Source organism: Pseudonocardia sp. ZF1, from assembly GCF_056835605.1.
In genome coordinates, this window is the sequence record NZ_JAJNBY010000001.1 from 4,226,346 (window position 1) to 4,250,274 (window position 23,929).

Consider the following 23,929-nt stretch of genomic DNA (forward strand, 5'->3'; position numbering starts at 1 on the left):
CGTCAGTGACGCAGGCCGGCCTGCTTGAGCAGCGGCATGACGTTGTCTCCGAAGTAGTCCATCTCCTCGTGGTAGTCGAGCATCCCCATGATCATCCCGTTCATGCCGCCGGTGTTGTGGATGCGCAGCATCTCGTCGGCGACCTGCTCTGGGGTGCCGACGATCGGATAGCCGCCCCACCCGGCGATGAATCGCTCCTGGTAGGACTCGATCTGCGAGGCGAACGACTGGCTCTGCATGCCGAGGACCTTCATCACGTTGTTGGCGCCCTCGCGGTCGCCCATGTCGACGATGTGCTGGAAGTCGCGCTTGGCCTCGTCCTCGGTGTCGCGACAGACGACCAGGCCGAAGGTCATGGTCTGGATCTCACGCTGGTGGTCCTCGCGGGCCATCGCCTTCAGCTGCGACGTGTATTTGTTCATCGTCTCGACGGTGTCCATCGCGGCGAAGTTGACGTCGACGTTGCGGGCCGAGAAGTCGATGCCCGACTTGGAGTTGCCGGCGTTGATCAGCGCAGGCCGCGGGGCCTGGTAGGGCTTCGGGTAGGACTCGACGTCGAGGCTGTGGAAGTCATCGGTGATGAAGTCGAACGAGCCCGGCTCGGTCCAGAGCTTGTTGACGAAATCGATCCACTGCTGGCCGTAGCCGTAGCGCTGGTCGTGCTCACGCTGCTCGGCGCCGAACATCTCCATCTCCGGGGTGAACCAACCCATGACGAGGTTGAGCCCGAACCGGCCGCGCGAGACGTGGTCGGCCGTGACCGCCATCTTCGCCGCCACGATGGGATGCACCGTCGGAAGGTGTGAGGTGGCGAAGATGCCGATGTTCTCGGTCTGAGCGGCGAGACCAGTCGCCCAGGTGTAGGTCTCGAAGCAGGTGCCATTGAAGTTGGTGGTGCTACCGAACCCGCGCCAGCGCGCGACCGGCACCAGAGCCTCGAACCCGAGCCGGTCGGCCTTCTGCGCGACCTTGAGGGTGTGCTCCCAAGTCGGCTCGTAGGTCGTCTCGGCATGACTGATCGTCAGCCCGTTGGAGCAGTTGGTCCCGAACAGCCCGAGCTTGAGCGGCTGGTCGTTGAAGATCGGATGCGTGCTGCGGCCGTCAACCAGCGGTGTGCGATGGCTTTCTGGGCGCGGGGTGGCGGGGACGAGGCCCAGTTGTTCGGCTGCGCGGATCACGGGTACTCCCTAGAGGTCAAGTATCGAATGGATGGTTCGGCGAGGTGGACGCCCAGGTCAGGGATCAGGACCATTCCTCCTCGCGTACGGCGTCTCTCACAGTCCGTAGGCGCCGCGATGGAACAGCAGCGGAGCGCGGTCGGTGTCGGATCCGAGCCCGAGCACCAACGCGGCAACCAACGTGTGGTCGCCCGCGTCGTGCTCCGCCCACAACTCGCACTCGACCCAGGCCACGGCCCCAGACAGGACGGGCGCGCCCCGGCGGCTCGGACGCCAGTCGATCCCGGCGAACTTGTCCGCACCCGACCGGGCAAAGGCATTCGACACGCCTTCCTGGTCGTCGGCGAGCACGTTGACGCAGAAGGTGCGCGCCGCGCGGGCTACAGGCCAGCTGCTCGATGTCCGCGCCGGGGCGAAGCTCACCAGCGGCGGCTCCAGGGACAGTGACGCGAACGACTGACAGGTGAAGCCGACCGGCCCCCGCGGACCGATCGCGGTGATCACCGTGACGCCCGAGCAGAAGTGGCCGAGCACGTCGCGCATCGACGTCGGGTCGACCGGGGACGGTGTGGGGGCCATCAGCGGGTGGAGTAGCCACCGTCGATGTTGAGGACGGCACCGGTCATGAACCCGGCGTCGTCGCTGGCCAACCACAGCGCCAGCGAGACGACCTCCTCCGGCCGGCCGAGGCGACCGGTGAGGTGCTCGTGATTCCAGGCCTGGAAGATCTCGTCCCGGTTGCTCATGTCCTTGGTGAAGTTGCGCGGCATCGGGGTGTCGACGACACCGGGACAGATCGCGTTGACTCGGATGTCGGGGGCGAACTCGACGGCCGCGACCCGGGAGAAGTGCGCGGCCGCGGCCTTCGCCGCTCCGTAGGCGCCCATGTTCTCGAACGCGACGACCCCGCCGATGGACGAAACGTTGATGATCGATCCCTTACGACCGGCCATCAGTGGCACGAAAGCCTTCGTCGTGAGGAAGATGCTCTTGGAATTGAGCCGCTCAACATCGGCCCACTCGTCCTCGGTGGTCTCCAGGATCGGCTTGCCCATGATGATCCCGGCGTTGTTGTAGAGCACGTCAACTGCTCCGAGCTCGTTCTTCGCGGTCGCGGCCAGCTCAGCCACGCTCGCCGACGAGGTCACGTCGACCTCGGCGGAGCGGTAGTCGAGGCCCTCTGCCTTCAGCCTGGACTCCAGCTCCTTGACCGCCCCACCGTTGAGGTCGGCGCCGAGCACCGTCGCCCCCTCCTCGCAGAACATGCGACAGGCGGCCTGTCCCATACCGCCGGCAGCACCGGTGATCACGACGTTCTTGCCGTCGAGCTTGCCCATCGTCGCCTCGAATCCTCGATGTCTGTGTCGGCCGTACCCCTGCCGCGGCCGGTGACGATGAGGCACCCGCAGCGACGCGGCATCTGTATGCAACTACGCTCCAACTGTGGTGTCAAGCACCACTTCCGCACGCGCCAAGACAGCCGACGTGCACACAGTTCAGCCGCACTGGCAGAGACTGGCTGACTGGCAGCAGAATCCGCACCCAGCAACTGAAACCGCACTGACCAGTATGTACGTGGGCCAAGAGCGCTCTTCGGTGTCAGTCAAGGGCGCTTCGCCTGTCGGAACCACCCCACAGGACGCATACATACATGCGATCATCACTCTGTACTTGACAGATCACCGGTGACTCGATTGTATGCATCGTCCCTAGTCGGTCCGGAACAGACAAGGAGCCCCACCCATGAGCAGCACCTACAACCGGCCGTCCATCACGCTGGAGCTGGCCCAGGCGATCGTGCGCGAGGCCGTGGCCCAGGCAGCAGCCGACGGAGGCGCCTACGTCGTGTCCGTCGTCGACGAGTCCGGCGTCCAGAAGGCCTTCGCGCGCATGGACGGGGCCCCGCTCCTCTCGGTGCAGGTCGCCCATGACAAGGCCTACACCGCCGCAGGTTTCAGCATGCCGACCGACGGCTGGTTCGACTTCATCAAGGGTGACGAGCCCCTGCGCGTTGGAGCCCCGACCGGAATCGACAGGCTCGTGGCCTTCGGAGGTGGCTACCCGATCACCGTCGACGGCGCTGTCATCGGCGGGATCGGGGTGAGCGGCGGGCACTACTCGCAGGACATGGCCATCGCCCAGGCCGGGCTGCGGGCAGTGGACGCCGCGACCGCGGGCTGAGCAACGGGTGGCCCGGTTGCCGGGCCACCCCGGCACAGTGCTGAGGTTTCGCAGGACGGCGATCGCCCCGCCATCGCGCCGTCCGAGCGAGCCGACGGCCACCAGCCCACCACCGAAACGAGGGGACCATGGCAGCTGCCACCGAGCAGGCCGCGACGCAGCTACGCCGCTTGATCTTGGACGGCACCCTCGAGCCAGGGGCCAGGCTGCAGGAGGTCGAGCTCGCGGCACAGCTCGGCGTGAGCCGCACCCCCGTTCGTGAGGCGCTCCGGACTCTGTCGTCGTACGGCCTCGTTGAAATCCTGCCCAACCGCGGCGCCCGCGTCGCCCGTTGGTCGGTGGCCGACCTCGAGGAGATCTACCAGCTGCGGATCATGCTGGAAAGCCACGCCGCGGGACGGGCCGCCGAACGCATCGGCGGTCAGGACAACGACCATCTCACCGAGCTGTGCGAGCAGATGGAGGCCTGCGCGCGGCGCGGCGGCCGACACGACCTGCACACGCTCAGCGAGCTCAACTCCCGCTTCCACAGCATCATCATCGACGGCGCCGACAGCCCCCGGCTGGCCACCATGCTCGCCTCCGTCGTGCAGGTCCCGCTCGTCGTGCGGACCTTCGCGCGCTACACCCCCGAAGCGCTCGACCGCAGCATGGGCCACCACCGCGAGCTGACAGCCGCCCTGCGCGCCGGCGTGCCCGACTGGGCCGCCTCCGTCATGCGATCCCACATCATCGCCGCCCGTGCGGTCCTCATGGACTCCACGGTCGCGGCGGATCCCGAAGGAGATACCTGATGCCCACAGAGCCCCCCGCGGGCGCGCTGGCAGGCACTCGCGTCGTCGAGATGGGCCAGCTGATCGCCGGACCCTTCTGCGGGCAGCTTCTCGGGGACATGGGAGCCGACGTCGTCAAAGTCGAGTCGCCCGAGGTCGGCGACCCAATGCGGCTGTGGGGCGTGTCCAACGCCGACGGTGACTCCCTCACCTGGCCCGTGATCGCCCGCAACAAGAAATCGATCACCCTGAACCTGCGGGTGCAGCCGGGGCAGCAGATCGCCCAACAACTGCTCGACCAGGCCGACATCCTGATCGAAAACTTCCGACCCGGAACGCTCGAACGCTGGAACCTCTCCCCGGAACGTCTATGGGAGACCAACCCGGGCCTGATCATCGTGCGAGTCACAGGATTCGGTCAGACCGGTCCCTACGCTCCCCGCGCCGGCTACGGCTCGATCGGCGAGGCGATGGGCGGCCTTCGCTACCTGACCGGGGAACCGGACCGACCGCCGGCGCGCGCCGGCATCAGCATCGGCGACTCCCTGGCCGGCACCTACGCCGCACTCGGCGCCGTCGCCGCACTCAACGCGAGAACCACGACCGGACGCGGGCAGATCGTGGACTCGGCGATCTACGAGGCGGTGCTGGCGATGATGGAGGCCTCGGTGACCGAATGGGACGCCATCGGGCACCAGCGCGAACGCACCGGCGCGATCCTGCCCCACATCGCGCCCAGCAACGTCTACCCCACCGCCGACGCCAGCAGCATCCTCATCGCCGCCAACCAGGACACCGTTTTCCGGCGCCTGGCCGCCGTCATGGGCCGGCCCGAACTCGCCACCGACGACCGCTACGCCAGCCACCACGCGCGCGGCGAACGTCAATCTGAGCTCGACGACCTGATCGCCGACTGGTCGGCCGAGCACACCGCCGACGTCCTCCTCGACATGCTGCACGAGGGCGGCGTTCCCGCCGGCCGCGTCTACCGGTCCGAGGACATGTTCGCCGACGAGCACTTCGCCGCCCGGAACGCGATCGTGCGGGCCCACAACAGCCGTGGCCACGAGTTCGCCATGCAAAACGTCGCCCCGCGCCTGTCCGCGACCCCTGGCGGAGTCCGATGGACCGGGCCCGAGCTCGGCGAACACACCGACGACGTGCTCGCGAGCCTCGGATACGACGCCGCCGAAATCGAGCGGCTGCGCGACGACTCCGTCGTCTAGGACCGACCCGTCCCACCGCCCGCGACGCGGAACCACCACGTACCGGAAGGCCTATCACCAGATGGACACCGCCGACCGGATGGATGCCCAAGGCGACATCCTCGATAGCTGTGATCTGCAGTTCCGCCAGTACGGCCGACGCACGGAGTTCGACGGACCGATCCGCACCCTGCGCTGTCACAACGACGTCGGGCTCCTCCGGGAACTGCTGGCCCGGCCTGGCGACGGAGCGGTCCTCGCCGTCGATGGCGGCTGCTCGTTGCGCTGCGCGCTATTCGGTGACGTGCTCGCCGACCGCGCAGTGCAGAACGGATGGACAGGTCTGGTCATCGCCGGCGCCGTACGCGACACCCGCACACTGGCAACGATCGACCTGGGGATCAAGGCGCTCGGATCGAATCCGCGCCGCGGTGCGTTCGACGGCACGGGAGAGATCGACATTCCTGTCAGCTTCGGAGGTGCAACTTTCGTACCGGGACAACACTTGTGGAGCGACAACGACGGGGTGATCGTCACCCGTCCCGGCAGGCTCGCCGGGACGCCGTGAGGGGCGAGCCCGACTGTACGAGCACCAGCCTTGCCCCTGTTGGAGCCGATCTGACGGCGCTGTCATCTTGGTGGCGCGCCAGCGCTGTCGTTCTACCGCCGTCCCACAGCGGGACGGCGACGAGCGCGAGGAGGAGCTGCGGCCGGTGAACGCGGACGACCCGATGGGGACGTTGCTGGCCTCGCCGGGCGTAGTCCACGACGAGCGCACCGGTGAGGTGGCGGCGACCCTGACGCTTGCGCTTAGCCGCGACATCTGGGCGGCCGATCCGCATCGGGGCGCAGAGCTGGTCAGCGTGCTGGTCTCCGCCATGCTGGGGCGCGGCTGGGGGTATTGACCGAGACTCATCCGAGCGCGGTCCGCGCCCTCCCGCGCCCGCCCGGCTGGTCGGTGCTCGCGCAAGTGACGGCGGATCGCCCGCGAGGAGTAGGCCTTGTCGGCGCGGACTCGCTCGGGGCGGGTCCGCGGCCGGCCCGGGCCGACACGGTCGATGTGCAGGTGCGACATCAGGTACGTGAACATCGGGGCGTCGCCGGCCTGGCCGGGTCCGACGAGTACGACCAGCGGACGGCCGTGTCCGTCAACGAGCTGGTGGATCTTCGTGGTCAGGCCGCCGCGGGAACGACCCACGGCGTGATCGGGCGGCTCGATGCGCAGATTCTTGTAGTTCGATCCTGCCCCCTGTGTCCCGGGACAGGGTCGCGGCGTGCTGATGGGCGCGAATGATCGACGAGTCGACGCTGACCGCCCAGCCGACCAGGCCGGCGGAGTCGGCATCGGCCAACAGAGCAGCGAGAATGTGATCCCAGGTGCCGTCACCGCTGTAGCGGCGGTGACGCTTCCACAGGGTCTGCCACGGACCGAACTCGACCGGGACATCACGCCAGGCCAGCCCGCACCGGAACCGGCAGATGCTCCCCTCCACCACTCTGCGGTGATCAGCGAACGGGCGTCCTGGCATCCCCCGTCGAGCAATGCTTGAGACCTGTGGATGACCGGGGAGGGGTCGTACCCTCCCGGTGATCTTGACGGTCCTCAAGCAAGGCCGGCGCGCCAACGCCGGTCGGAAGGGTACGACCCGTGCTCCACTGTAGTTCCCGAACCCGACGGCGGCGACGTCGAGACCCTCGAGGAACTCCCGAGCTGAGCGCCCGCGCCGGCGGGGTCCACCGTTCGCTCGACGGCCGGGATCGCGGCGGTTGGTGGCACGATGGGAGGCACCCCGATCCCGGCCGTGCGAGGTGGTTGATGGCAGTGCGACTCTCGACCTCCGACGTCGACGGCCACGACGGCTTCGCGTACTGGCGCGACGCCATCTGCCGACACATCGTCGAGCTGACCGCGAACGCCGCCGGGCCGTCGTCCGACCGGTTCGTGGGAGAGATCGTGCGCAGCATCGTCGACCGGCTGCACGTGGACACGGTCACCGCCGACGCGCACGAGGTCGCCCGCACGGCCCGGCTGATCAGCCGCGCCGACACCGATGACCTGTTCCTCACCCTGCTCGTGCAGGGCGAGGGGGTGTTCGAGCAGGACGAACGGCGCGCGGTGCTCGACCGGCCCGGTGACTTCGTGCTGCTCGACAGCGCCCGTCCGTACCGCGGCCGCCTCGGTGACCGGTCCCGGCAGATCGTGGTGCGCGTGCCCCGCGACCAGCTGGGCGCGTGGCTGCCGGGGTTCGCCGGGGCCACCGGCGTCACCGTCACCGGGACCAGCGGCGTCGGTGCGCTCGCCTCCGGGCTCCTGCGGTCCCTTCCGCTCTATGGTGAGAAGACCGAATCGGTGGCACCGGTCAGCGGATCCGTCCTCGACCTGGTGGCCGCAGCCCTGCACGACCGGGTCGGCGGCGATGTCGAGGGCCGGTCCGTCCGCGCGGTGCACCTGGCCCGGGCACGGAGCTTCATCCGCGGTCACCTGTCCGATCCGGAGCTCACGCCCGCCGTCATCGCCGACGGCATCAACATCTCGCAGCGCTATCTCTACGCGCTCCTGGAGGCCGACGGCACGTCCCCGGGGCGGTGGCTGCTCGAGGAGCGGCTCGGCCGGGCGCACGCGTTGCTGGTCGACACCCGCTGGGCGCGCCGCACGATCTCCGAGATCGCTCTCGCCGTCGGTTTCAGCCACGCGTCGCACTTCACCCGCGCCTTCAAGGTGCGCTACGGGATCACCCCGCGGGAACGACGCGCCCGCAGCTGACTCCTCCGCCGGCTGTGCGGCCTCGTGCAAGAGCGCGTGCGGGCACGGTCAAGATCCGCATGTCGGCCGCTCGTACCTTCAGCTGCACAGGACAGCTCAAGGAGGAGCCGACATGGCCGGACGGTTGGCAGGCAAGGTCGCGCTGGTCACCGGCGCAGCGCGGGGGCAGGGCCGGTCGCACGCGGTGCGCCTGGCGGAGGAGGGCGCGGACGTCATCGCGCTGGACGCCTGCCAGGACATGCGCACGGTGCCCTACGCGCTGGGCACGGCCGAGGACCTCGCGCAGACGGTGAAGCTGGTCGAGGACCTGGACCGCCGCATCATCGCCCGGCAGGCCGACGTCCGAGACATGGCGGCGATGCAGGCCGTGGTGGATGAGGGCGTCGCCGAGTTCGGCCGCCTCGACATCGTCTGCGGCAACGCCGGCGTCGTCTCCTACGTCGAGAACGCCTGGGACATGACCGAGGACGTCTGGGACGAGACGATCGACATCGACCTGTCCGGCGTCTGGAAGACCTGCAAGGCGGCGATCCCCGCGATGATCGCGGCTGGCAACGGCGGCTCGATCGTGCTCACCAGCTCGACCGCCGGCATGAAGGGCTTCGTGCAGATCGCGCACTACGCCGCGGCCAAGCACGGTGTGGTCGGGTTGATGCGGTCGCTGGCCCTGGAGCTGGCGAAGTACTCGATCCGGGTCAATACGGTGCACCCGACCGGCGTCAACACCCCGCTGGTCACCAACGACTTCATGCAGAAGTGGTTCACCGAGCACTCCGAGATGCTCGAGGCCCTGAAGAACCCGCTGCCGGTGGAGATGATCGAGCCCGTCGACGTCTCCAACGCCGTCGTCTGGCTGTCCTCGGAGGAGGCGCGCTACGTCACCGGCGCGCAGATCCCGGTCGACGCCGGCTTCAACCAGAAGTAGGGGACCGCAGACCATGGCCGGACGTGTGACGGGCAAGGTCGCGTTCATCACCGGCGCTGCGCGGGGGCAGGGCCGCTCGCACGCGCTGCGCCTCGCCGAGGAGGGCGCGGACATCATCGCGCTCGACATCTGGTCGAAGCGGGCGGGGCGATCATCCTCACCAGCTCGACGGCCGGGATCAAGGGGTTCGACAACCTCGGCATGACGCAGAAGTAAGCACGAGCAAGACCACCATCCACGAGAGGAGCCGCGCCATGGGGCGTGTGCAGGGCAAAGTCGCGTTCATCACCGGAGCCGCCCGGGGCCAGGGCCGCAGCCACGCGGTCCGGCTGGCCGAGGAGGGCGCCGACATCATCGCCGTCGACACCTGCCAGGACTTCGACACGGTCGGCTACGCGATGGCCACCGAGGCGGACCTCGCCGACACGGTCAAGGCCGTCGAGGCGCTGGACCGCCGGATCGTGGCGGTCAAGGCCGACGTTCGCGACGCCGCGGCGCTCAAGGCCGCCGTCGACGAGGGTGTGGCCCAGCTCGGCCGGCTCGACATCGTCTCCGCCAACGCCGGCATCTGCACGGTGCAGAAGTGGGACGAGGTGACCCCGCAGATCTGGGCGGACACCCTCGACGTCAACCTGACCGGTGTCTGGCACACCTGTGTGGCGACCATCCCGCACCTGCTGACGGCGGGCGGCGGCTCGATCATCATCACCAGCTCGACGTCGGGCATCAAGGGGCAGCCGTGGCTCGCCCCCTACGTCGCCGCCAAGCACGGGATCGTGGGCGTGATGCGCTCGCTGGCCAACGAGCTCGCCGAGCACAACATCCGCGTCAACACGATCCACCCCGCCGGCGTGGACACCCCGCTGGTGGCGGGGCTGGGCGGGATGAACCAGTTCATCGAGCAGAGTCCGACGATGGGCCCGATCTTCATGAACACCATGCCGGTCGAGGTCGTCGACCCGGTCGACATCAGCAACGCCGTGCTCTACCTGGCGTCGGACGAGGCCCGCTACGTCACCGGACTGGAGATGAAGGTCGACGCGGGCTGCACGATCCGATGACACTGCACGAGTCGGCGATCAACGGATCCGTCCCCGACAGCACCATCGCCGACGCGTCGATCACCGACACCGCCATCACCGGCAGCCGGGTCACCGGCGCAGACGGCGGGTCCGTGCGTGGGGTCCGGGCCAAAGTCGCTCGGCATCTGGTGGGCCGCGAGCGGGAGCTGGATCTCCTGCTCGCGGCCGTCGCCGCCGGTCGCGACGTCCTGCTGGAGGGCCCGCCCGGTACATCCAAGTCGACGCTGCTGCGGGCGATCACTCTCGAGTGGGGCATCCCGCTGTTGTTCGTCGAGGGCAACGCGGACCTCACCCCGACCCGCCTGGTGGGCCACCACAACCCCGCACGGGTGCTGCGGGAGGACTACACCGCGGACAACTTCGTGCCGGGACCCCTGGTGGAGGCGATGCGCAGCGGCGGGTTCCTCTACGTCGAGGAGTTCAACCGGGCGCCGGAGGACACGCTCAACACGCTGCTCACCGCGATGGCCGAGCGCCGGATCGCGGTGCCGCGGGTGGGCACGGTGGAGGCGGCGCCCACGTTCCGGGTGGTGGCGTCGATGAACCCCTACGACACCATCGGCACCACCCGGCTCTCCACCTCGGTGCACGACCGGATCTGCCGGATGGCGATCGACTACCAGGACGCCGAGGCCGAGCGGGGCATCGTCACCCGCCGCGCCGCGATCTCCTCGGCCCGGCTCGTGGCCGACGCCGTGGCGTTGACGCGGGCCACCCGCGAGCGCGACGACGTCCGCCAGGGCAGCAGCGTGCGTGGCGCCATCGACGTCGCCCTGATCGCGGCGCAGCTCGCGGCGATGCGCGACGTGGCCCTGCCCGAGCAGCCCTCGGTGGCGCCTCCTCGGGATCTCCCGCCGGACTACACCGCGCTCGTCAAGGACGCGATGCTCCTCGCGCTGTCCGGACGCATCCAGCTCGACGAGACCACCGATGCCACCCCCGAGCAGGTGCTCCACGAGATCTGGGAGGACCACTTCCTGCTGCTGCCCGCAGCGGCGGAACCCGGTTGAAGAGCGGTCGAGGCCGACTCACCGCTGACCCGCCGAGACCGCCCGGGTTCGGGTCGCCGCACCCGGGCGCTGCGGCCGCTGCGGCGTCGTCCCAAGCAGCTCGACGAGGAGCCCTCACTCTTCCGGCCCTCGGCCGGTGGTGGCGGGCTGGTGCTGTCGTCCGGTGACCGGCGGCGCTCCGCGGCCCGCCCGGCGCGGGCGGGTGTCACCGCTCCGGGGGAGTCCGACGAGGACGCCGACCTGATCGCACTCGCGGAGCTCACCGAGTCCTCGCAGGCCGACCTGCTCGCTCGGGCTCGGGCTCGGCAGATCGCCCGGACCCTCGCGGTGGCGCGCCCACCCCGCGACCGACGGGCGCGGCGCGGCGTCGGGGAGCTCACCAGCCTGCGTTGGTCCGGGGGCTCCGACGAGCTGGACCTCGAGCGCACCCTGGAGTCCGTGGCAGGCACCGCCGTGATCACCGAGGACGACGTGTGGGTCCGGGAACGGGTCCGCACGCGCCGCTCGGTGGTGCTCGTCGTCGACGTCTCCGGGTCGATGAAGGGCGAACGGGTGCGTACCGCGGCGGCCACCGTCGGCGCGCTGGCCGCGGAGCTGGGTCGGGACTCGCTCGCGGTCGTGGCGTTCTGGTCCGACGCCGCCGTGCTCGTCCGCCCGGGCGAGCAGCTGGAGCCGCTGGCCGTGCTCGACCTGCTGCTGCGGGTGCCCACCCGGGGCCTGACGAACGTGGCGTTCGCGCTGCAGGTCGCAAGCCGTCAGCTCGCCGGGGTGCCGCCGCGCGACGCCCGGGTGTTGCTGCTGTCGGACTGCGTGCACAACGCCGGCCCGGACCCGCGCCTCACCGCCGCCCGCCTGCCCCGTCTCGACGTCCTGCTCGACACCTCGGGGGAGGACGACGTTGACCTCGGTCGCGACCTCGCCCGCCTCGGGCGCGGACGGTGCCGGCTGGTGCGCGATCATCGTGACGTCGCGGCGGCCCTCACGACGATCTTCACCGACTGAGGCGGATCATTCATGCGAGAGACGAACGTGGGGACTGTAAGAACATCGGTGTAACTCCGATCAAGGAGTGTGGACCCGATGACAGACCTGGCAGACGAGCCGGTGGTTGACCTCGACGCGGTAACCGACGGCCCGGCCGAGGGTGCAGGCCCAGCCGGGCTGGACCCTGTCGATGAGCAGCTGATCGCCCAGCTCGCCGGCCGGGCACGGGCGAACGGGCTGGAGCTGACCGGGGAGAATGGTCTGCTCGCGCAGCTGACCAAGCGGGTCCTGGAATCCGCTCTGGAAGGTGAGATCACCGATCACCTCGGCTACGAGTCCCACGACCCGGCCGGCCGTGACGGCGGGAACTCTCGCAACGGTCACCGGTCGAAGACCGTGCTGACCGAGGCCGGGCCGGTCGAGCTCGATGTGCCCCGGGACCGGGACGGCTCGTTCACCCCGAAGATCGTCGCCAAGCGGCAGCGCCGCATGTCCGGGGTCGACGAGCTCGTGCTGTCGCTGTCGGCGAAGGGCCTGACCACCGGGGAGGTCCAGGCTCACCTGGCCGAGGTCTACGGCGCCCAGGTGTCCCGGCAGACGATCTCGAGCAATCGTCAAGACCTGTGGATGAAGATCTTTAGGCGGCTTCCGGTTGGTGGTGGTCGTCGGGTCGTTCGACGAGCTGGCCGCCGGTGAACGTGGCGCCGGCGCGGACGAGTGCCACCAGGTGCGGGCCGTTCACCGCGCGCCAGCGGTCCTGGGCAGCTTCGATCAGCTTGAACGCCATCGCCAGCCCGGCCGCCCGGGATCCCGGCCCATTCGTGATCTTCGTGCGGTGCCGGACGGTGGCGAAGGTGGACTCGATCGGGTTGGTGGTGCGCAGGTGCTGCCAGTGCTCGGCCGGGTAGTCGTAGAACTCCAGCAGCTCGTCGAGGTCATCGGTGATCTTGGAGACCGCCTTGGCGAACTTCGCCCCGTAGGTGGCCTCGAAAGACTTCACGGCCTCGAAGGACTTCACGGCCTCGAGGGCGTAACGGCGGTCCTCGGCGTTCCAGATCTCGGCCAGCGCCTTCTTCGCCCCAGGGTGGGCGGAGCGCGGCATGGCGCCGAGCACGCCTGCGATCTTGTGAAACCAGCACCTCTGCTCCCGCGTGGCCGGGAAGACCTCGCGCAGCGCGCCCCAGAACCCGAGCGCCCCGTCGCCGATCGCGAGTACCGGGGCCCGCATGCCGCGCCGTGCGCAGTCGCGCAGCAGGTCTGCCCACGACTCGGTCGACTCGCGGTAGCCGTCAGCGAGAGCGACGAGTTCCTTGCGACCGTCGGCGCGGACCCCGATCAGCACGAGCAGACACAGCTTGTGTTCTTCGAGGCGGATGTTGACGTGGATCCCGTCGGCCCACAGGTAGACGTAGTCCACTCCGGACAGGTCGCGGGCGGCGAAGGCGCGTTGCTCGGCCTCCCAGGTCTCGGTCAGCTTGGTGACCGTGGCCGCCGACAGCCCGGCCGTGGAGCCGAGGAACTGCCCCAGCGCGGGCACGAAGTCCCCCGAAGACAGGCCGTGCAGGTAGAGCAGCGGAAGTACCTCGGTGATCTTCGGGGTGCGCCGGCACCACGGCGGCAGGATCGCCGAGGAGAACCGGCGTCGCTCGCCGGTGTCGGGATCGGTGCGCCGGTCGTTCACCCGGGGTGCGGTCACCTCGACCGCTCCGGCCGAGGTGAGCACGTCGCGGGGCTGGTGGGAACCGTTGCGTACCACCAGCCGGCGGCCGTGCTCGTCGCGCTCGCCGGCGTGGCGGGCGATGTAGTCGTCGACCTCGGCCTGCAACGCCTCGGCCAGCATCCGGCGGGCGCCCTCGCGGACCAGTTCGTCGATCACGGCCGGGCGGGGCTCACGGCGGGACTCGTCGCCGCCGTCGGGTTCGGGAACTACTGTGAGCACGGGTCGTACCCTTCCGACCGGCGTTGGCGCGCCGGCCTTGCTTGAGGACCGTCAAGATCACCGGGAGGGTACGACCCCTCCCCGGTCATCCACAGGTCTCAAGCATTGCTCAGCAGGTGCACCACGCAGGTCTGGGTGATAGTGGCGGGCCAGACCGCGCCGATCGCATCCGGCAGCCCCGCCAGGCCGTCACAGACAACCATGAGCACGTCACCGACGCCGCGGTTACGGATCTCGGTGAGTATGTGCAGCCAGTACTTCGCGCCCTCGCCGCCGCTGCAGGGGGTCCCCGGCCCAGAGCCCGAGGATCTCCCGGCGGCCCTCACAGGTCACCGCGAGCGCGACATAGACGGGCCGGTTCGCGCCCTTCCCGTCGCGGATCTTGACGTGGATCGCGTCGATGAAGATCACCGGGTAGACCGGGTCGAGTGGCCGGTTCTGCCACTCGACCATCGCCTCGATGACCTTGTCGATGATCGTCGAGATCGTCTGCCGGGACACCTGGGCGCCGTAGACCTCGGCCAGGTGAGCCTGGACCTCCCCGGTGGTCAGGCCCTTCGCCGACAGCGACAGCACGAGCTCGTCGACCCCGGACATGCGGCGCTGCCGCTTGGCGACGATCTTCGGGGTGAACGAGCCGTCCCGGTCCCGGGGCACATCGAGCTCGACCGGCCCGGCCTCGGTCAGCACGGTCTTCGACCGGTGACCGTTGCGAGAGTTCCCGCCGTCACGGCCGGCCGGGTCGTGGGACTCGTAGCCGAGGTGATCGGTGATCTCACCTTCCAGAGCGGATTCCAGGACCCGCTTGGTCAGCTGCGCGAGCAGACCATTCTCCCCGGTCAGCTCCAGCCCGTTCGCCCGTGCCCGGCCGGCGAGCTGGGCGATCAGCTGCTCATCGACAGGGTCCAGCCCGGCTGGGCCTGCACCCTCGGCCGGGCCGTCGGTTACCGCGTCGAGGTCAACCACCGGCTCGTCTGCCAGGTCTGTCATCGGGTCCACACTCCTTGATCGGAGTTACACCGATGTTCTTACAGTCCCGATCAAGGCGCCCCAGTCCGGGTCGTCCCACGCCTTGTTGAGGAGCTGCGCGGCCTGCTCGGCGCTCGGCGGCCGCGGGTTCGACTTCGGGGCCGGCGGCGGCTCGGCCTGCGCGAGCGGGTTCACCGCGACCCAGCGCCAGCGCACGGCGCGCTTGTAGGCGCCGGAGAGGATGAAGTGGATGTGCCGGATCGTCGTCGCCGAGAGCGGCTTGCACCGGTGCGGGCGGCACCGGTCGTCGCACTCGTGGTCCTGGCGGGTCCGATGATCGACGAGCCCGGGTCCGGAGCAGTGGATCCGACAGCGGCGCAGCTCGGCGTAGAAGGAATCCAGGATCTCGGGGTCCAGGCGGCCGATGTTGATCCGCCCGAGCAGCGGGGAGATGTGGTTCTTCACGTGCCCGCGGTACATCTGCAGGGTGTTCGGCGCCCCGGCGAACTGGTCGAGGTGGCGCCGCACCAGCTCGTCGACCGTGGCGTTGGTCCGCGGGTTGCGGCGCTCCTCGACCTGGGCGAGCAGCCGGGCCCGAACGGCCTCGGCCTCGCGCTGCGCCTTCTTCCCGGGCTGGACCAGCTCGGTGAGGTAGTGCCGGCGCCCGGACACCGGGTCGATCCCGGCGTAGACCCGGACGCGGATGGTGCCGCTCGGAAGCGTGGTGATGCTGCCCCGGGCGCGAGCCGTGCTCGCGAGCTGTCGACCTGCCATGCAGTCAACGCTAGGACCGACTCGCACCACGTTTGATGCACGAAGTCTGTCTCAAGATCAGAGCTGATCAGCGTTTCCGCTGTTCAGAGCGTGGAGCGGGCGACGGGAATCGAACCCGCGTAGCCAGTTTGGAAGGCCTCGCAAGACTGGCGCTCTGCGACGTTGACCTGCAGGGATAGGGGACGGACAGCCCCGCGACTGACCGTGGTTGACCGCCGGTAGTTGCACGCCAATTGCACGAGCTGAGCTCGGGTCCCGGCAGGTGAAAGGGCTACTCCTGACCTGCTTCAAGTGCAAAGAAGAGGAACCCGGGTGCAGTCGAGAAGTGAGCGAAGGCCCTAGGGTGTAAGTCGCGCGCCTCCGGAAGGGGCTGCGGTTCAGTGATGCGCGTGACACGGAATCCAGCGGTCATGAAAGCGTCTAGCATCGACTGCAGTGACTTGCGCCAAAACCGCATGGGCACCCGCTGCCCTCCGAATTCCCACTCGAACTCGTAGCTGGTGTTTTCGAAGTAGTCCGGCCGGGGCTCGTGAATGGTGTACGCAACGATCGGGTGGTCGACGGAGGCGAACAGCCTGCCGCCGGGCTCCAGAACCCGCCGCATCTCGATCAGTACCGGAGCCCAGTCCTCAATGTAATGCAGCACCAGCGAGGCGATCACGTCGTCGAACGCGCCGTCTTCGAACGGCAGAGGGTCGTTGAGGTCGGCCAATCGCAGCTCAGCGTCGTCGCCGAGGCGCTTCTTCGCCAGGTCGAGCATCCCAGCACTCGCGTCCATGCACGTGACAGCGGCCCCTTGGTCGCGCAGCGCAGCGGACAGCGTTCCCGAACCGCACCCAGCGTCAAGGACGCGGCGGCCCGTTACGTCTCCAGCCATCGCCACCATGGCGGGGCGCTCGTAGTACGCGTTGGCGAGGCTGTCGTCATTCTCCGCCGAGTAGGCTGCAGCAAAAGCGTCGTAGTCGTTTACTTGTGGCCGCCTCTGAGCCTCGGCGCCCGCTGGTACATCGGTCATCTGCCTCATCATGCCGAAGACAGTGGCCGTGCCTTAAGCCGGAGCCGGAGAGGCGCGGTGACCACCTCGACGTGAAAGCGGCGACGTGGTGCCGCCCCGTAGTGGCCGGTGCCGTGTCGTACCGGCTGAGCTGGGCGATCGTTGGCAGTCCGCTCCGGGGTTGCTCCGGCTGAGTCCGGTCGTCGTGGCGCAGCATCAGAGGCTCCCTGAGGTCACCCGCTTCGCTGACTACTCGAAGTAGTCCTCGTCAAGCTTGACGATCGTGTACGTCTGCACTTCCTGTACGCCGACCCCGCGATCGATCATGAGGTTCGCGAACCTTTCCCCATTGATGAGGATCACGCTCGCGTTGACAGAACGGGCGTACTCGACGGCCTCCCGGGAGAAGGTGCTCGTAGTAATGAAGACACCTTGATTGGCTTGTTGACCATGAAGGGCGCCGACGAACCCCTGTACCTGGGGTCGACCGACAACCGTGTCCGGTGCGTACCGCTTCGCCTGGACATAGATGCGAGCCAGACCGAGGGGGTCTTGGTCGATGACGCCGTCGACCCCGCCATCCCCGCTACCGCCGATGCGACGGGCGCGCTGCTCGACCCCTCCGTAGCCCATCGCGACCAACACGTCGAGGACCGATTGCTCGAGGAAGTCAGGACTGGCGGAGCGCAACCGTTCGAGCAGCTGCGTGCTGACCTCCGCTCGGAGCCGGGCGGTGCCGGCCTCGATCTGCTCGATCGGATCAAGCTCAGAGTTGTGCTGGTTCTCCTGGACCGGTGGTGCGTTGTTCGACGGGACCTGCACACGCCGGGCCGGGACGTGGTCGCGGTACGCCGGAATCTGTCTCAGGTCGACCTCGTCCAGCCGGTGCGGGTGCTTGGCGAGCAGGCGCCGCCCCACATCGGTCACGGTGTACGACCCACGTCGCGGACGGTCGAGCGCTCCGGCTCGGGCCAGCGAGGAGACTGCCCAACCGACGCGGTTCCGGAACCGCTGCTGCCCGGAATCGAGGACCTCGTCTCGCAGGGGGTCGGCAAAGTCAGATGATCTTGATTAGCTGAAGTGGACGAAGGGCGTCGCGGCTGTGATGTCGTAGCGCTGCGGCGATGTTGGTGGCTCCGGCCAGGCGGTGCAGGCTGATCACCAGGTTCCGCAGTGAGGCCATGACCTGCGGTCCGGCACCGGTGCGGACCGTGGAGAGGTCTTCGGCGAAGGTGACGTCGCGGACCCAGTGCAGTCCGTTCTCGATCTGCCAGTGGCCGCGGATCCAGGCGGCGAGTTCGTCGGGGCGGGCCTGGTGCGGGCCCAGGTCGGTGATCGCGTAGACGGTCTCGGTGCGCCACCGGGGGCGCCGGCCCGACCGGGTGTTCGCGGGGCGGGTCTTGCGGGTGATCTGCAGCGCCTGGGCGGCGTGCGGGAACTCGATCCCGGCCGCGATGGTCACGACCTTGATCGTGCGGATCTCCCGGCGCCCGTGCGCAGTCTGCACGCTGCGATGGTCGGGCTCGCTCCCGCGCCAGGGCAGCCCGGCGAGCTGGCGGCGCAGCCGGGGCTGGTTGCCCTTCACCGTCAGTACCCAGTGCGCGCCCCGGGCGCGCAGGTCGGCGACGTGCTCGCGCTGGGTGTGTAGTGCATCGGCGGTGATGACCACCCCGGTCAGGTCCAGGCCGGTCAGAGTGTCGAGCAGCGGCGCGAACGCGGTGATCTCGTTGGTCTTGTCCCTGACCTCGACCTGGCCGAGCACGGCCCGGGTCTGCTGGTCGATCACCGCCAACAGATGCCGGGCAGTGCCATGGTCACCACGCGAACCGCGCACGGTCTTGCCGTCCAGGGCCAGCACGCGGCGCCGGCCGACGGATGCACTCGACGCGCACAGGCGCTGCACGAACCCGCCGATCACCGCGTCGAACCGGTCGGCGTCGATCTGACCGAGGATCCGGCGGATCGTCGACTCCGACGGACACCGATGCTCCACGCTCAGCGCGGCGGCGACATCGGCCGGCAGGTCGGTGACCCACTCGGCGACCGCAACGAACGAGCGAGCCCCAGCCGCGACCGCGCACACCGCGGCGGTCAGCACCACGACCAGCCCGTGGCGGACCCCGCGACGGTGGCGCGGGTCGATCACCTCGCCCAGGGCGTCGGCCAGGTTCGGGGCCAGCACGCCCGGATCGGGTAACTCCACCCCGTCCACCTGGTCGGCGACGGCAGCGATCGACAATGATGCAGGCGCGGGCACGGCTCTCTTCCGATGATCAAGGCTGGCGTCAGAACCGCCATGATCACCGTCAGGGCCGTGCCCGCACCCGTACCTACGGCCGCGTGTCGTCGCAGCTCAGCGCCCAGTCACCGCGACTTTGCCGACCCCCTGCCTCGTCTCGTTGGGCATCGGTGAGCTTGACATGGTCAGCGACGCGATCTTGAACCTCGCGAGCCTGGACCGTCTCCCCGTCACTGAGGACCTGAAGGACGGGCAGCAAGAAGCCGTCCCACGTCGGCATCTCGCTGACAGGCTGCAGAGCGTCAACCACGCGCAGCAGGCTATCTGTCCGATCAAGCTGACTGCGAGCGCGTGACACAGGCAGGACGGGCGGCAGGGGACTCATTCGTACCGAAGCAACAGTGACTCGGGCACGACAGGCGATGATGCCCAGGTGGGCGGCATCGTCGAGTCCGTAGACGTCCGCTGGACGCTTCCTTAGGCAGGGGCCGTTGTCAGGCGGCTGGTCAAGCAGCTCCACCATCACGTGCACCCTGAATCCGCGGAGACAAGATCCACTACTTGCGGCGACGCTCGACCTTCGCCGTTACCCCTCGTGCGCTGCACGGACCCGTTGTCGCATCTTCCACGGGCGACGGCCCGTCGTCGGCTTCTGCCGTTGATTTCCCGGGGTAACCCGGGGGCGAGCCCGCTCCCCCGCGCCTTCTGAGTGCCATCCCGTCGACCTGTCGCCAGACCAACCGTGCGGGCGCCCGTGGGCGGCCCTCAAGGCAACCGCACCCGAACATGCCACGCTCCGCCCACGGGTGCCCGTGCGGTACGCCCTCCGGGAGGTCGTCGGGATGGCACGGACCGCCATCCTGGAGACCTGCCCGCCCGGCGAGGGCTGTCCGTCTCGAAGCACACGTACGCCGCGGCTCTACCCATCCGATGGAGGATCGGCTGCCCGCTCCAGTGACACTGGGTCCACGCTAGTGTTCGGTGTGCCGCCCGTGCGAGACCGTCCGTTCGTGCACTTTACGCACGTCTCCAACCTGCCGACCATCGTGCAGAGTGGCGTCCTGAAGTCGGACTCAAGCGTCCGAGCCGATGCGATCGAGATCAATGAGTGCGGGAACGTTCAGATCAAGGAACGCCGGCGGACCGTGCAAGTTCCTATAGATCCTGGCGGGGCAGTTGCCGACTACGTACCCTTCTACTTTGCGCCACGCTCTCCGATGATGTACAGTATCTACCGAGGAAACGTTCCAACATATTCCGACGGACAAGAGCCACTTGTTTACTTGTGGTCACACTTCTCGGTCATTGACCAACTTCGGCTTCCGTGGGTCGCTGGCGATGGAAATTGCGCTCACTCTCTGACCTCAATGACCAACGACTGGACGATTCTTGAGTCCGCAGTTGACTGGGAGATTATGTCGTCCAAGTACTGGAACGATACTGCCGAGGACGGCGACCGGATGCGCAGACGCATGGCAGAGCTTCTTATCCACCGCGAGTTCCCTTTGCGGGCCATTCAAGGCGCTGGCACCTTGACGGAGCAGATGGCCGAGCGCGTGCGCGAGCTTCTCGGCCCAAACTTTCCGGTGCATGTTTGCGCAGACTGGTACTATTAGTCAAGAAGGGAGGCGAAAGATGTGATCACTGAAGCCCGAGGCAACTTGCTCGCAGCCGACACTGAAGCGCTCGTTAATACCGTTAATACGGTCGGGGTTATGGGCAAGGGGATTGCACTTCAGTTCAAGAGGGCGTATCCGGATAACTTCAAGGCATACGAGCGCGCGTGCAAGAGGGGGAAAGTCCAGCTCGGGAAGATGTTCATAGTCCCCGTTGCCTCGATGAGCAATCCCTTGCACATCATCAACTTCCCCACGAAGAGGCATTGGCGCTCAGCATCAAAGCTTGCAGACATTGAAAGTGGTCTGGAAGACCTCATCGACACCCTGGTCAAGTACCAGATTCGCTCCGTTGCCGTCCCGCCACTCGGATGCGGTAACGGCGGCTTGAATTGGAGCGACGTCTATCCCCTCATCATTGCCACTGCGGAGAAGCTACCAGAAGTAGACTTCCAGATCTACCCTCCGGAAGGAACGCCGTCGGCAGGAGCGATGCCGATACGCACCAAACGGCCACGAATTACAGAGAATCGTGCTGCAATGCTTCTAGCCTTCGAGCGCTATTCGGCACTCAGCCTTGCTGCTGGGCACGCAATCGATAGCGAGTTCTCCATTGTTGAAGCTCAGAAAGTTGCGTACTTCCTGCAGGAGGCTGGCTGGCCGTCCGGATTCGAGTTCGTTCCGAGCTACTTCGGACCGTACTCTCAGACTGTTGACCAGTGGCTCAGCGCGGTCGAGGGACACTTCCTCTCTGGTTACGGAGATGGATCGAGCGGTAGCCGTGCCGTATTGACTCTTCACGCAGACGCTGTTGCCGAGGCCCGCGAAGTAATGGCTGAGAGTCGTGGATTTCGCGAGATCCTCGACCGCATGGAAGACCTCGTTCGCGGCTTCGAGTCACCGTACGGGGTGGAACTTCTGAGCACGGTTCATTACATTTTTGTTCATGACGACGCACCCAAGTTCAGCGCTGAATATGTGGTCGGGAAGCTAAGAGCCTGGTCGGCCCGGAAAGCCCGCCTATTCCAGCCACGACAGGCCGAGGTCGCCGTTGACCACCTGCTTCGAGTGGGGGCAGTTTCAATCACCTGAGCAGGGGCAAAGACACCGAGACTGCTGCGCACGGACCGGCCGGAGGCCGCAGCCCGGCGCGGCAAGGCGCCGCTTGAACAGGTAGCGCCGCTGGGAGAACGATGACCAGGACGAACGCGTCCAACAGGCTCATCTAGCAGGCCCGGGGCCAACCGACAAAGGTCATAGTCGGTCAGCTCTGGTCGAACTAGCTTGTACCCGTTCTGTACCGGCCAGATCGCGAGGCCCCACGCTCCCAACGCGAACCAGGCATGATCACTGCCGGCGGGCCTCGCCTCGGTGCCCTCGATCACCAGCCCACCCGCTGCCACGCCGTGTCAGCGGGTGTTGGGCTGTCCCCGCCGCCCTGTGCCCTAGATGTGCCCGGGCGAGTCCACTCCCCGCCCTGCCAGTGCCATCCCGGAGACCTGCCCGCCCGGCGAGGGCAACAACTGCAGGTCAGTCGACCTCACGCCATCGCGCCGACTCTGGGCCCTCGCCAACTTCCCAATAGAATGATTTCTTGCGATCAGTCAAGTTTTCTATAATGCTGGCGAGTTGGTCAACGGCTTCATGGGCAACGTCTGCATCATTAGTCCGGATTACAGCGTTCATTTCGCCACGATCTGTCTTGAATGCCAGCTCAACGGTGGTCTCTCGACTCTCATCTCGACTCTGAAGGCCGGCTGGCACACGTATGCGTGCGTAAAGAAGCTTCACGCCGTCCCAGATTGCCGAGGCCAGTATGTTGGGCCCAAGCGTGCCTACAAGCCCAGCAACTTCAACCAGGATTACAGGATCGGGAACGACTGAGAACTGGAATAGCCGACTTCCGCTGGTGCGGGCTTGTGGCACTCCCTCCGTGATCGCGCGAGTAGCGCCAGCTATTGCCGCATCATCGAACCACGCCGCATCGGCAGCCACATTTATGGAGAACGAGAGAGCATCGGCATTGGTCCGCAATATAAATTTTTCCGTGGATGTGAACGAGAACCCGTTCGCATCACCGCGAGCCTCCCAATCGGTACGAAGGACTTCTGCACTAATACAAACTTGACGTCTACCGCCCCCCAAGTCCACTAACCAGGCATGGACGTTTCGCCATTGCATGGGGCGTAGAGCATCATGGTGAGCCCGAAATAGGACGGTGCCCGAGTTCAACGAGTCAACGATATCTTGAAGGGCAGAGTCGGCGAGCGCGATGCCGCCATAAGCCGGAATTCTGTCGTTCGTCGCTGCGGCAATGTCTACCGCGATCCAATCATAGGGCGCACTTGGATCAGCTTGTCCGTCGGAACTCACTGCGGCACCTCCTTTTCGGCGTTAGCTCCTGGCAGTGACTCTGCCGCACCTCGATGACGCGCGAATTCCTCGTCGGTTAGAGTATCCAGGCCGTGCATCTCCCCGTAATGATGCTCATCAACAACAGAATCGAGGCCACTGACGAAGTCGAAGTCAGGTGAGACTAGCACCGAATTTGGGATAAAATACTCCTGAATCACAGGATCACGCTCGGCCTGGAGTGAGATAAAAGCGTGTCCGGAAGTGCCGGAGATGAACCTCGGCGGTCCCCCGATGGGAGCGAACACGTGCGTTATCAGTTCATCCAGATGGCCGCTCGCCTGGAGGGCCGCGTCACGCATGTCAGTATCCAGGTCCGGGCGATAATGAACAACCGAATGCCGCAGCCTTCCGAACTTCTTACAAGCGTCGGCAGTGGTTTTGTCCAGTACGCCCCAGCCCAACAGCGCGTCTGACATGACCCGCCAGTCGTCGAAGCTGCGCTTCTTCTCTACTGAACGAGTTGCCTGGTGATCGGGGAACCTTGCCCGCAAGCGCAGAACTAGGTCATTGAGAATTCTTTCGCCTAGACCCGCAGCCCCAACAGCTGACGAATAGTAGGCGCCAGCCGTGAACGATCGGCGAATGTCTTGAAGAATACTTACGTGGGGCGCGACTACAGTCCATGGCCCACGGCCGAGGTCCACAAAATCTTGGATCTTTCGATCATACTCGTCGACCCCATACAGGTGGATTAGGTGTTCGCGCATGCCTTGCTTATTCTGTTGCCCGTTGTTCTTAACTGCTTCTTCCCAGTCGTCTTCAATTTCGGTCTCCAGGATCCAAGCTCTGGTGTCGAAGGAGATCGCAATTGGCAAATAACGTCGGAAGCCATCGGCATCCGTCCGCGGCCTGCCGCGCTCAGCCGGCATCTTCATGAGAGG

25 protein-coding genes and 4 pseudogenes are annotated in these 23,929 nt (G+C 67.1%); 15 read left to right on the plus strand and 14 right to left on the minus strand.

Going from position 1 to position 23,929, the window contains the following annotated elements; genetic code table 11:
- Positions 1-2 precede the first annotated feature (2 nt).
- The 3 genes from ZF1_RS20335 to ZF1_RS20345 form a co-directional block, all read right to left on the minus strand.
- A complete protein-coding gene (locus ZF1_RS20335) occupies positions 3-1,178 on the minus strand; it encodes an LLM class flavin-dependent oxidoreductase (RefSeq protein ID WP_357439551.1) in 1,176 nt (391 codons plus the stop codon).
- A gap of 96 nt (positions 1,179-1,274) precedes the next feature.
- On the minus strand, positions 1,275-1,721 hold the full coding sequence (locus tag ZF1_RS20340) for a flavin reductase family protein (protein WP_237454164.1): 447 nt from the start codon (positions 1,719-1,721) through the stop codon (positions 1,275-1,277).
- 35 nt (positions 1,722-1,756) lie between these two features.
- On the minus strand, positions 1,757-2,515 hold the full coding sequence (locus ZF1_RS20345; RefSeq protein ID WP_073577344.1) for an SDR family NAD(P)-dependent oxidoreductase: 759 nt from the start codon (positions 2,513-2,515) through the stop codon (positions 1,757-1,759).
- A 406-nt stretch (positions 2,516-2,921) separates the two neighbouring features.
- On the opposite strand from ZF1_RS20345, the gene ZF1_RS20350 reads away from it, so the two are divergent.
- The 5 genes from ZF1_RS20350 to ZF1_RS20370 all read left to right on the plus strand — a co-directional run bounded on the left by ZF1_RS20350 (position 2,922) and on the right by ZF1_RS20370 (position 6,242).
- Positions 2,922-3,359: a GlcG/HbpS family heme-binding protein gene (locus ZF1_RS20350; protein ID WP_357439560.1), complete on the plus strand. Its 438-nt coding sequence runs from the start codon at positions 2,922-2,924 to the stop codon at positions 3,357-3,359.
- A gap of 128 nt (positions 3,360-3,487) precedes the next feature.
- A complete protein-coding gene (locus tag ZF1_RS20355; protein WP_073577342.1) occupies positions 3,488-4,153 on the plus strand; it encodes a GntR family transcriptional regulator in 666 nt (221 codons plus the stop codon).
- On the plus strand, positions 4,153-5,358 hold the full coding sequence (locus ZF1_RS20360) for a CaiB/BaiF CoA transferase family protein (protein ID WP_073577341.1): 1,206 nt from the start codon (positions 4,153-4,155) through the stop codon (positions 5,356-5,358). Before ZF1_RS20355 ends, ZF1_RS20360 begins: the two co-directional genes overlap by 1 nt.
- 61 nt (positions 5,359-5,419) lie before the next feature.
- Positions 5,420-5,905, plus strand: coding sequence for a ribonuclease E activity regulator RraA (gene rraA / locus ZF1_RS20365; RefSeq protein ID WP_073577340.1), 486 nt, complete (start codon positions 5,420-5,422; stop codon positions 5,903-5,905).
- 145 nt (positions 5,906-6,050) lie between these two features.
- Positions 6,051-6,242: a hypothetical protein gene (locus ZF1_RS20370; protein WP_139282944.1), complete on the plus strand. Its 192-nt coding sequence runs from the start codon at positions 6,051-6,053 to the stop codon at positions 6,240-6,242.
- Positions 6,243-6,307: 65 nt separating this feature from the next.
- On the opposite strand, the pseudogene ZF1_RS20375 reads toward ZF1_RS20370, so the two are convergent.
- Both ZF1_RS20375 and ZF1_RS20380 read right to left on the minus strand, forming a co-directional pair.
- Positions 6,308-6,535 (minus strand): annotated as a pseudogene (locus ZF1_RS20375) (transposase); the annotation flags it as partial.
- Complete coding sequence (locus ZF1_RS20380; protein ID WP_482638072.1) at positions 6,486-6,866, minus strand: transposase; 381 nt, start codon at positions 6,864-6,866, stop codon at positions 6,486-6,488. The gene ZF1_RS20380 and the pseudogene ZF1_RS20375, both read right to left, overlap by 50 nt.
- A gap of 287 nt (positions 6,867-7,153) precedes the next feature.
- Between ZF1_RS20380 and ZF1_RS20385 the strand changes: the two genes are divergently transcribed.
- The 7 genes and pseudogenes from ZF1_RS20385 to ZF1_RS20415 all read left to right on the plus strand — a co-directional run.
- Positions 7,154-8,101: a helix-turn-helix domain-containing protein gene (locus ZF1_RS20385; protein WP_083658952.1), complete on the plus strand. Its 948-nt coding sequence runs from the start codon at positions 7,154-7,156 to the stop codon at positions 8,099-8,101.
- A gap of 112 nt (positions 8,102-8,213) precedes the next feature.
- Positions 8,214-9,026 (plus strand): mycofactocin-coupled SDR family oxidoreductase, encoded by an 813-nt coding sequence (locus ZF1_RS20390; RefSeq protein ID WP_482638073.1) that lies wholly within the window; start codon positions 8,214-8,216, stop codon positions 9,024-9,026.
- Between the two features lie 13 nt (positions 9,027-9,039).
- Positions 9,040-9,156: pseudogene (locus ZF1_RS20395) on the plus strand (SDR family mycofactocin-dependent oxidoreductase); the annotation flags it as partial.
- Positions 9,157-9,280: 124 nt separating this feature from the next.
- Positions 9,281-10,087 carry a mycofactocin-coupled SDR family oxidoreductase gene (locus tag ZF1_RS20400; RefSeq protein ID WP_482638074.1) on the plus strand — a complete coding sequence of 269 codons (807 nt, stop codon included), beginning with the start codon at positions 9,281-9,283 and terminating at the stop codon, positions 10,085-10,087.
- Positions 10,084-11,118 (plus strand): AAA family ATPase, encoded by a 1,035-nt coding sequence (locus ZF1_RS20405; protein ID WP_482638075.1) that lies wholly within the window; start codon positions 10,084-10,086, stop codon positions 11,116-11,118. Before ZF1_RS20400 ends, ZF1_RS20405 begins: the two co-directional genes overlap by 4 nt.
- Before the next feature lie 150 nt (positions 11,119-11,268).
- A complete protein-coding gene (locus tag ZF1_RS20410) occupies positions 11,269-12,120 on the plus strand; it encodes a vWA domain-containing protein (RefSeq protein WP_304580185.1) in 852 nt (283 codons plus the stop codon).
- A 159-nt stretch (positions 12,121-12,279) separates the two neighbouring features.
- Positions 12,280-12,708 (plus strand): annotated as a pseudogene (locus ZF1_RS20415) (transposase); the annotation flags it as partial.
- A 31-nt stretch (positions 12,709-12,739) separates the two neighbouring features.
- On the opposite strand, the gene ZF1_RS20420 reads toward ZF1_RS20415, so the two are convergent.
- From ZF1_RS20420 to ZF1_RS20450, 7 genes and pseudogenes are all read right to left on the minus strand, one after another.
- Complete coding sequence (locus ZF1_RS20420) at positions 12,740-14,041, minus strand: IS256 family transposase (RefSeq protein ID WP_482638076.1); 1,302 nt, start codon at positions 14,039-14,041, stop codon at positions 12,740-12,742.
- Between the two features lie 104 nt (positions 14,042-14,145).
- Positions 14,146-14,950 (minus strand): annotated as a pseudogene (locus ZF1_RS20425) (IS256 family transposase); the annotation flags it as partial.
- A gap of 105 nt (positions 14,951-15,055) precedes the next feature.
- Positions 15,056-15,784 carry a hypothetical protein gene (locus ZF1_RS20430; protein ID WP_482638077.1) on the minus strand — a complete coding sequence of 243 codons (729 nt, stop codon included), beginning with the start codon at positions 15,782-15,784 and terminating at the stop codon, positions 15,056-15,058.
- A 271-nt stretch (positions 15,785-16,055) separates the two neighbouring features.
- Positions 16,056-16,808, minus strand: coding sequence for a class I SAM-dependent methyltransferase (locus tag ZF1_RS20435; protein WP_482638732.1), 753 nt, complete (start codon positions 16,806-16,808; stop codon positions 16,056-16,058).
- 219 nt (positions 16,809-17,027) lie between these two features.
- A complete protein-coding gene (locus tag ZF1_RS20440; protein ID WP_482638733.1) occupies positions 17,028-17,822 on the minus strand; it encodes a restriction endonuclease in 795 nt (264 codons plus the stop codon).
- A 13-nt stretch (positions 17,823-17,835) separates the two neighbouring features.
- Positions 17,836-18,981: an ISAs1 family transposase gene (locus ZF1_RS20445; RefSeq protein ID WP_357441326.1), complete on the minus strand. Its 1,146-nt coding sequence runs from the start codon at positions 18,979-18,981 to the stop codon at positions 17,836-17,838.
- Positions 18,982-19,108: 127 nt separating this feature from the next.
- Positions 19,109-19,276 carry a winged helix-turn-helix domain-containing protein gene (locus ZF1_RS20450; protein WP_482638734.1) on the minus strand — a complete coding sequence of 56 codons (168 nt, stop codon included), beginning with the start codon at positions 19,274-19,276 and terminating at the stop codon, positions 19,109-19,111.
- Here ZF1_RS20450 and ZF1_RS20455 point away from each other — a divergent pair.
- The 3 genes from ZF1_RS20455 to darG all read left to right on the plus strand — a co-directional run bounded on the left by ZF1_RS20455 (position 19,199) and on the right by darG (position 21,725).
- Positions 19,199-19,372, plus strand: coding sequence for a hypothetical protein (locus ZF1_RS20455; protein WP_482638764.1), 174 nt, complete (start codon positions 19,199-19,201; stop codon positions 19,370-19,372). The genes ZF1_RS20450 and ZF1_RS20455 overlap by 78 nt on opposite strands.
- A 487-nt stretch (positions 19,373-19,859) precedes the next feature.
- A complete protein-coding gene (gene darT, locus ZF1_RS20460) occupies positions 19,860-20,633 on the plus strand; it encodes a type II toxin-antitoxin system toxin DNA ADP-ribosyl transferase DarT (protein WP_482638078.1) in 774 nt (257 codons plus the stop codon).
- A gap of 21 nt (positions 20,634-20,654) precedes the next feature.
- Positions 20,655-21,725, plus strand: coding sequence for a type II toxin-antitoxin system antitoxin DNA ADP-ribosyl glycohydrolase DarG (darG, locus tag ZF1_RS20465; protein WP_482638079.1), 1,071 nt, complete (start codon positions 20,655-20,657; stop codon positions 21,723-21,725).
- A 438-nt stretch (positions 21,726-22,163) separates the two neighbouring features.
- Here the strand turns inward: darG and ZF1_RS20470 are convergent, their stop codons facing one another.
- Both ZF1_RS20470 and ZF1_RS20475 read right to left on the minus strand, forming a co-directional pair.
- On the minus strand, positions 22,164-23,006 hold the full coding sequence (locus ZF1_RS20470) for a hypothetical protein (RefSeq protein ID WP_482638080.1): 843 nt from the start codon (positions 23,004-23,006) through the stop codon (positions 22,164-22,166).
- Positions 23,003-23,923 carry a hypothetical protein gene (locus tag ZF1_RS20475; RefSeq protein ID WP_482638081.1) on the minus strand — a complete coding sequence of 307 codons (921 nt, stop codon included), beginning with the start codon at positions 23,921-23,923 and terminating at the stop codon, positions 23,003-23,005. The genes ZF1_RS20470 and ZF1_RS20475 overlap by 4 nt, the downstream gene beginning before the upstream one ends.
- Positions 23,924-23,929 lie beyond the last annotated feature (6 nt).

Coding starts and splice junctions, on each gene's coding strand:
- ZF1_RS20340 (WP_237454164.1), bottom strand. CDS start 1,721: ATGCGCGACGTGCTCGGCCACTTCTGCTCGGGCGTCACGGTGATCACC.
- ZF1_RS20345 (WP_073577344.1), bottom strand. CDS start 2,515: ATGGGCAAGCTCGACGGCAAGAACGTCGTGATCACCGGTGCTGCCGGC.
- ZF1_RS20350 (WP_357439560.1), top strand. CDS start 2,922: ATGAGCAGCACCTACAACCGGCCGTCCATCACGCTGGAGCTGGCCCAG.
- ZF1_RS20355 (WP_073577342.1), top strand. CDS start 3,488: ATGGCAGCTGCCACCGAGCAGGCCGCGACGCAGCTACGCCGCTTGATC.
- ZF1_RS20360 (WP_073577341.1), top strand. CDS start 4,153: ATGCCCACAGAGCCCCCCGCGGGCGCGCTGGCAGGCACTCGCGTCGTC.
- rraA (WP_073577340.1), top strand. CDS start 5,420: ATGGACACCGCCGACCGGATGGATGCCCAAGGCGACATCCTCGATAGC.
- ZF1_RS20380 (WP_482638072.1), bottom strand. CDS start 6,866: ATGCCAGGACGCCCGTTCGCTGATCACCGCAGAGTGGTGGAGGGGAGC.
- ZF1_RS20385 (WP_083658952.1), top strand. CDS start 7,154: ATGGCAGTGCGACTCTCGACCTCCGACGTCGACGGCCACGACGGCTTC.
- ZF1_RS20390 (WP_482638073.1), top strand. CDS start 8,214: ATGGCCGGACGGTTGGCAGGCAAGGTCGCGCTGGTCACCGGCGCAGCG.
- ZF1_RS20400 (WP_482638074.1), top strand. CDS start 9,281: ATGGGGCGTGTGCAGGGCAAAGTCGCGTTCATCACCGGAGCCGCCCGG.
- ZF1_RS20405 (WP_482638075.1), top strand. CDS start 10,084: ATGACACTGCACGAGTCGGCGATCAACGGATCCGTCCCCGACAGCACC.
- ZF1_RS20430 (WP_482638077.1), bottom strand. CDS start 15,784: ATGGCAGGTCGACAGCTCGCGAGCACGGCTCGCGCCCGGGGCAGCATC.
- ZF1_RS20435 (WP_482638732.1), bottom strand. CDS start 16,808: ATGAGGCAGATGACCGATGTACCAGCGGGCGCCGAGGCTCAGAGGCGG.
- ZF1_RS20455 (WP_482638764.1), top strand. CDS start 19,199: ATGGTCAGCGACGCGATCTTGAACCTCGCGAGCCTGGACCGTCTCCCC.
- darT (WP_482638078.1), top strand. CDS start 19,860: ATGGCACGGACCGCCATCCTGGAGACCTGCCCGCCCGGCGAGGGCTGT.
- ZF1_RS20475 (WP_482638081.1), bottom strand. CDS start 23,923: ATGAAGATGCCGGCTGAGCGCGGCAGGCCGCGGACGGATGCCGATGGC.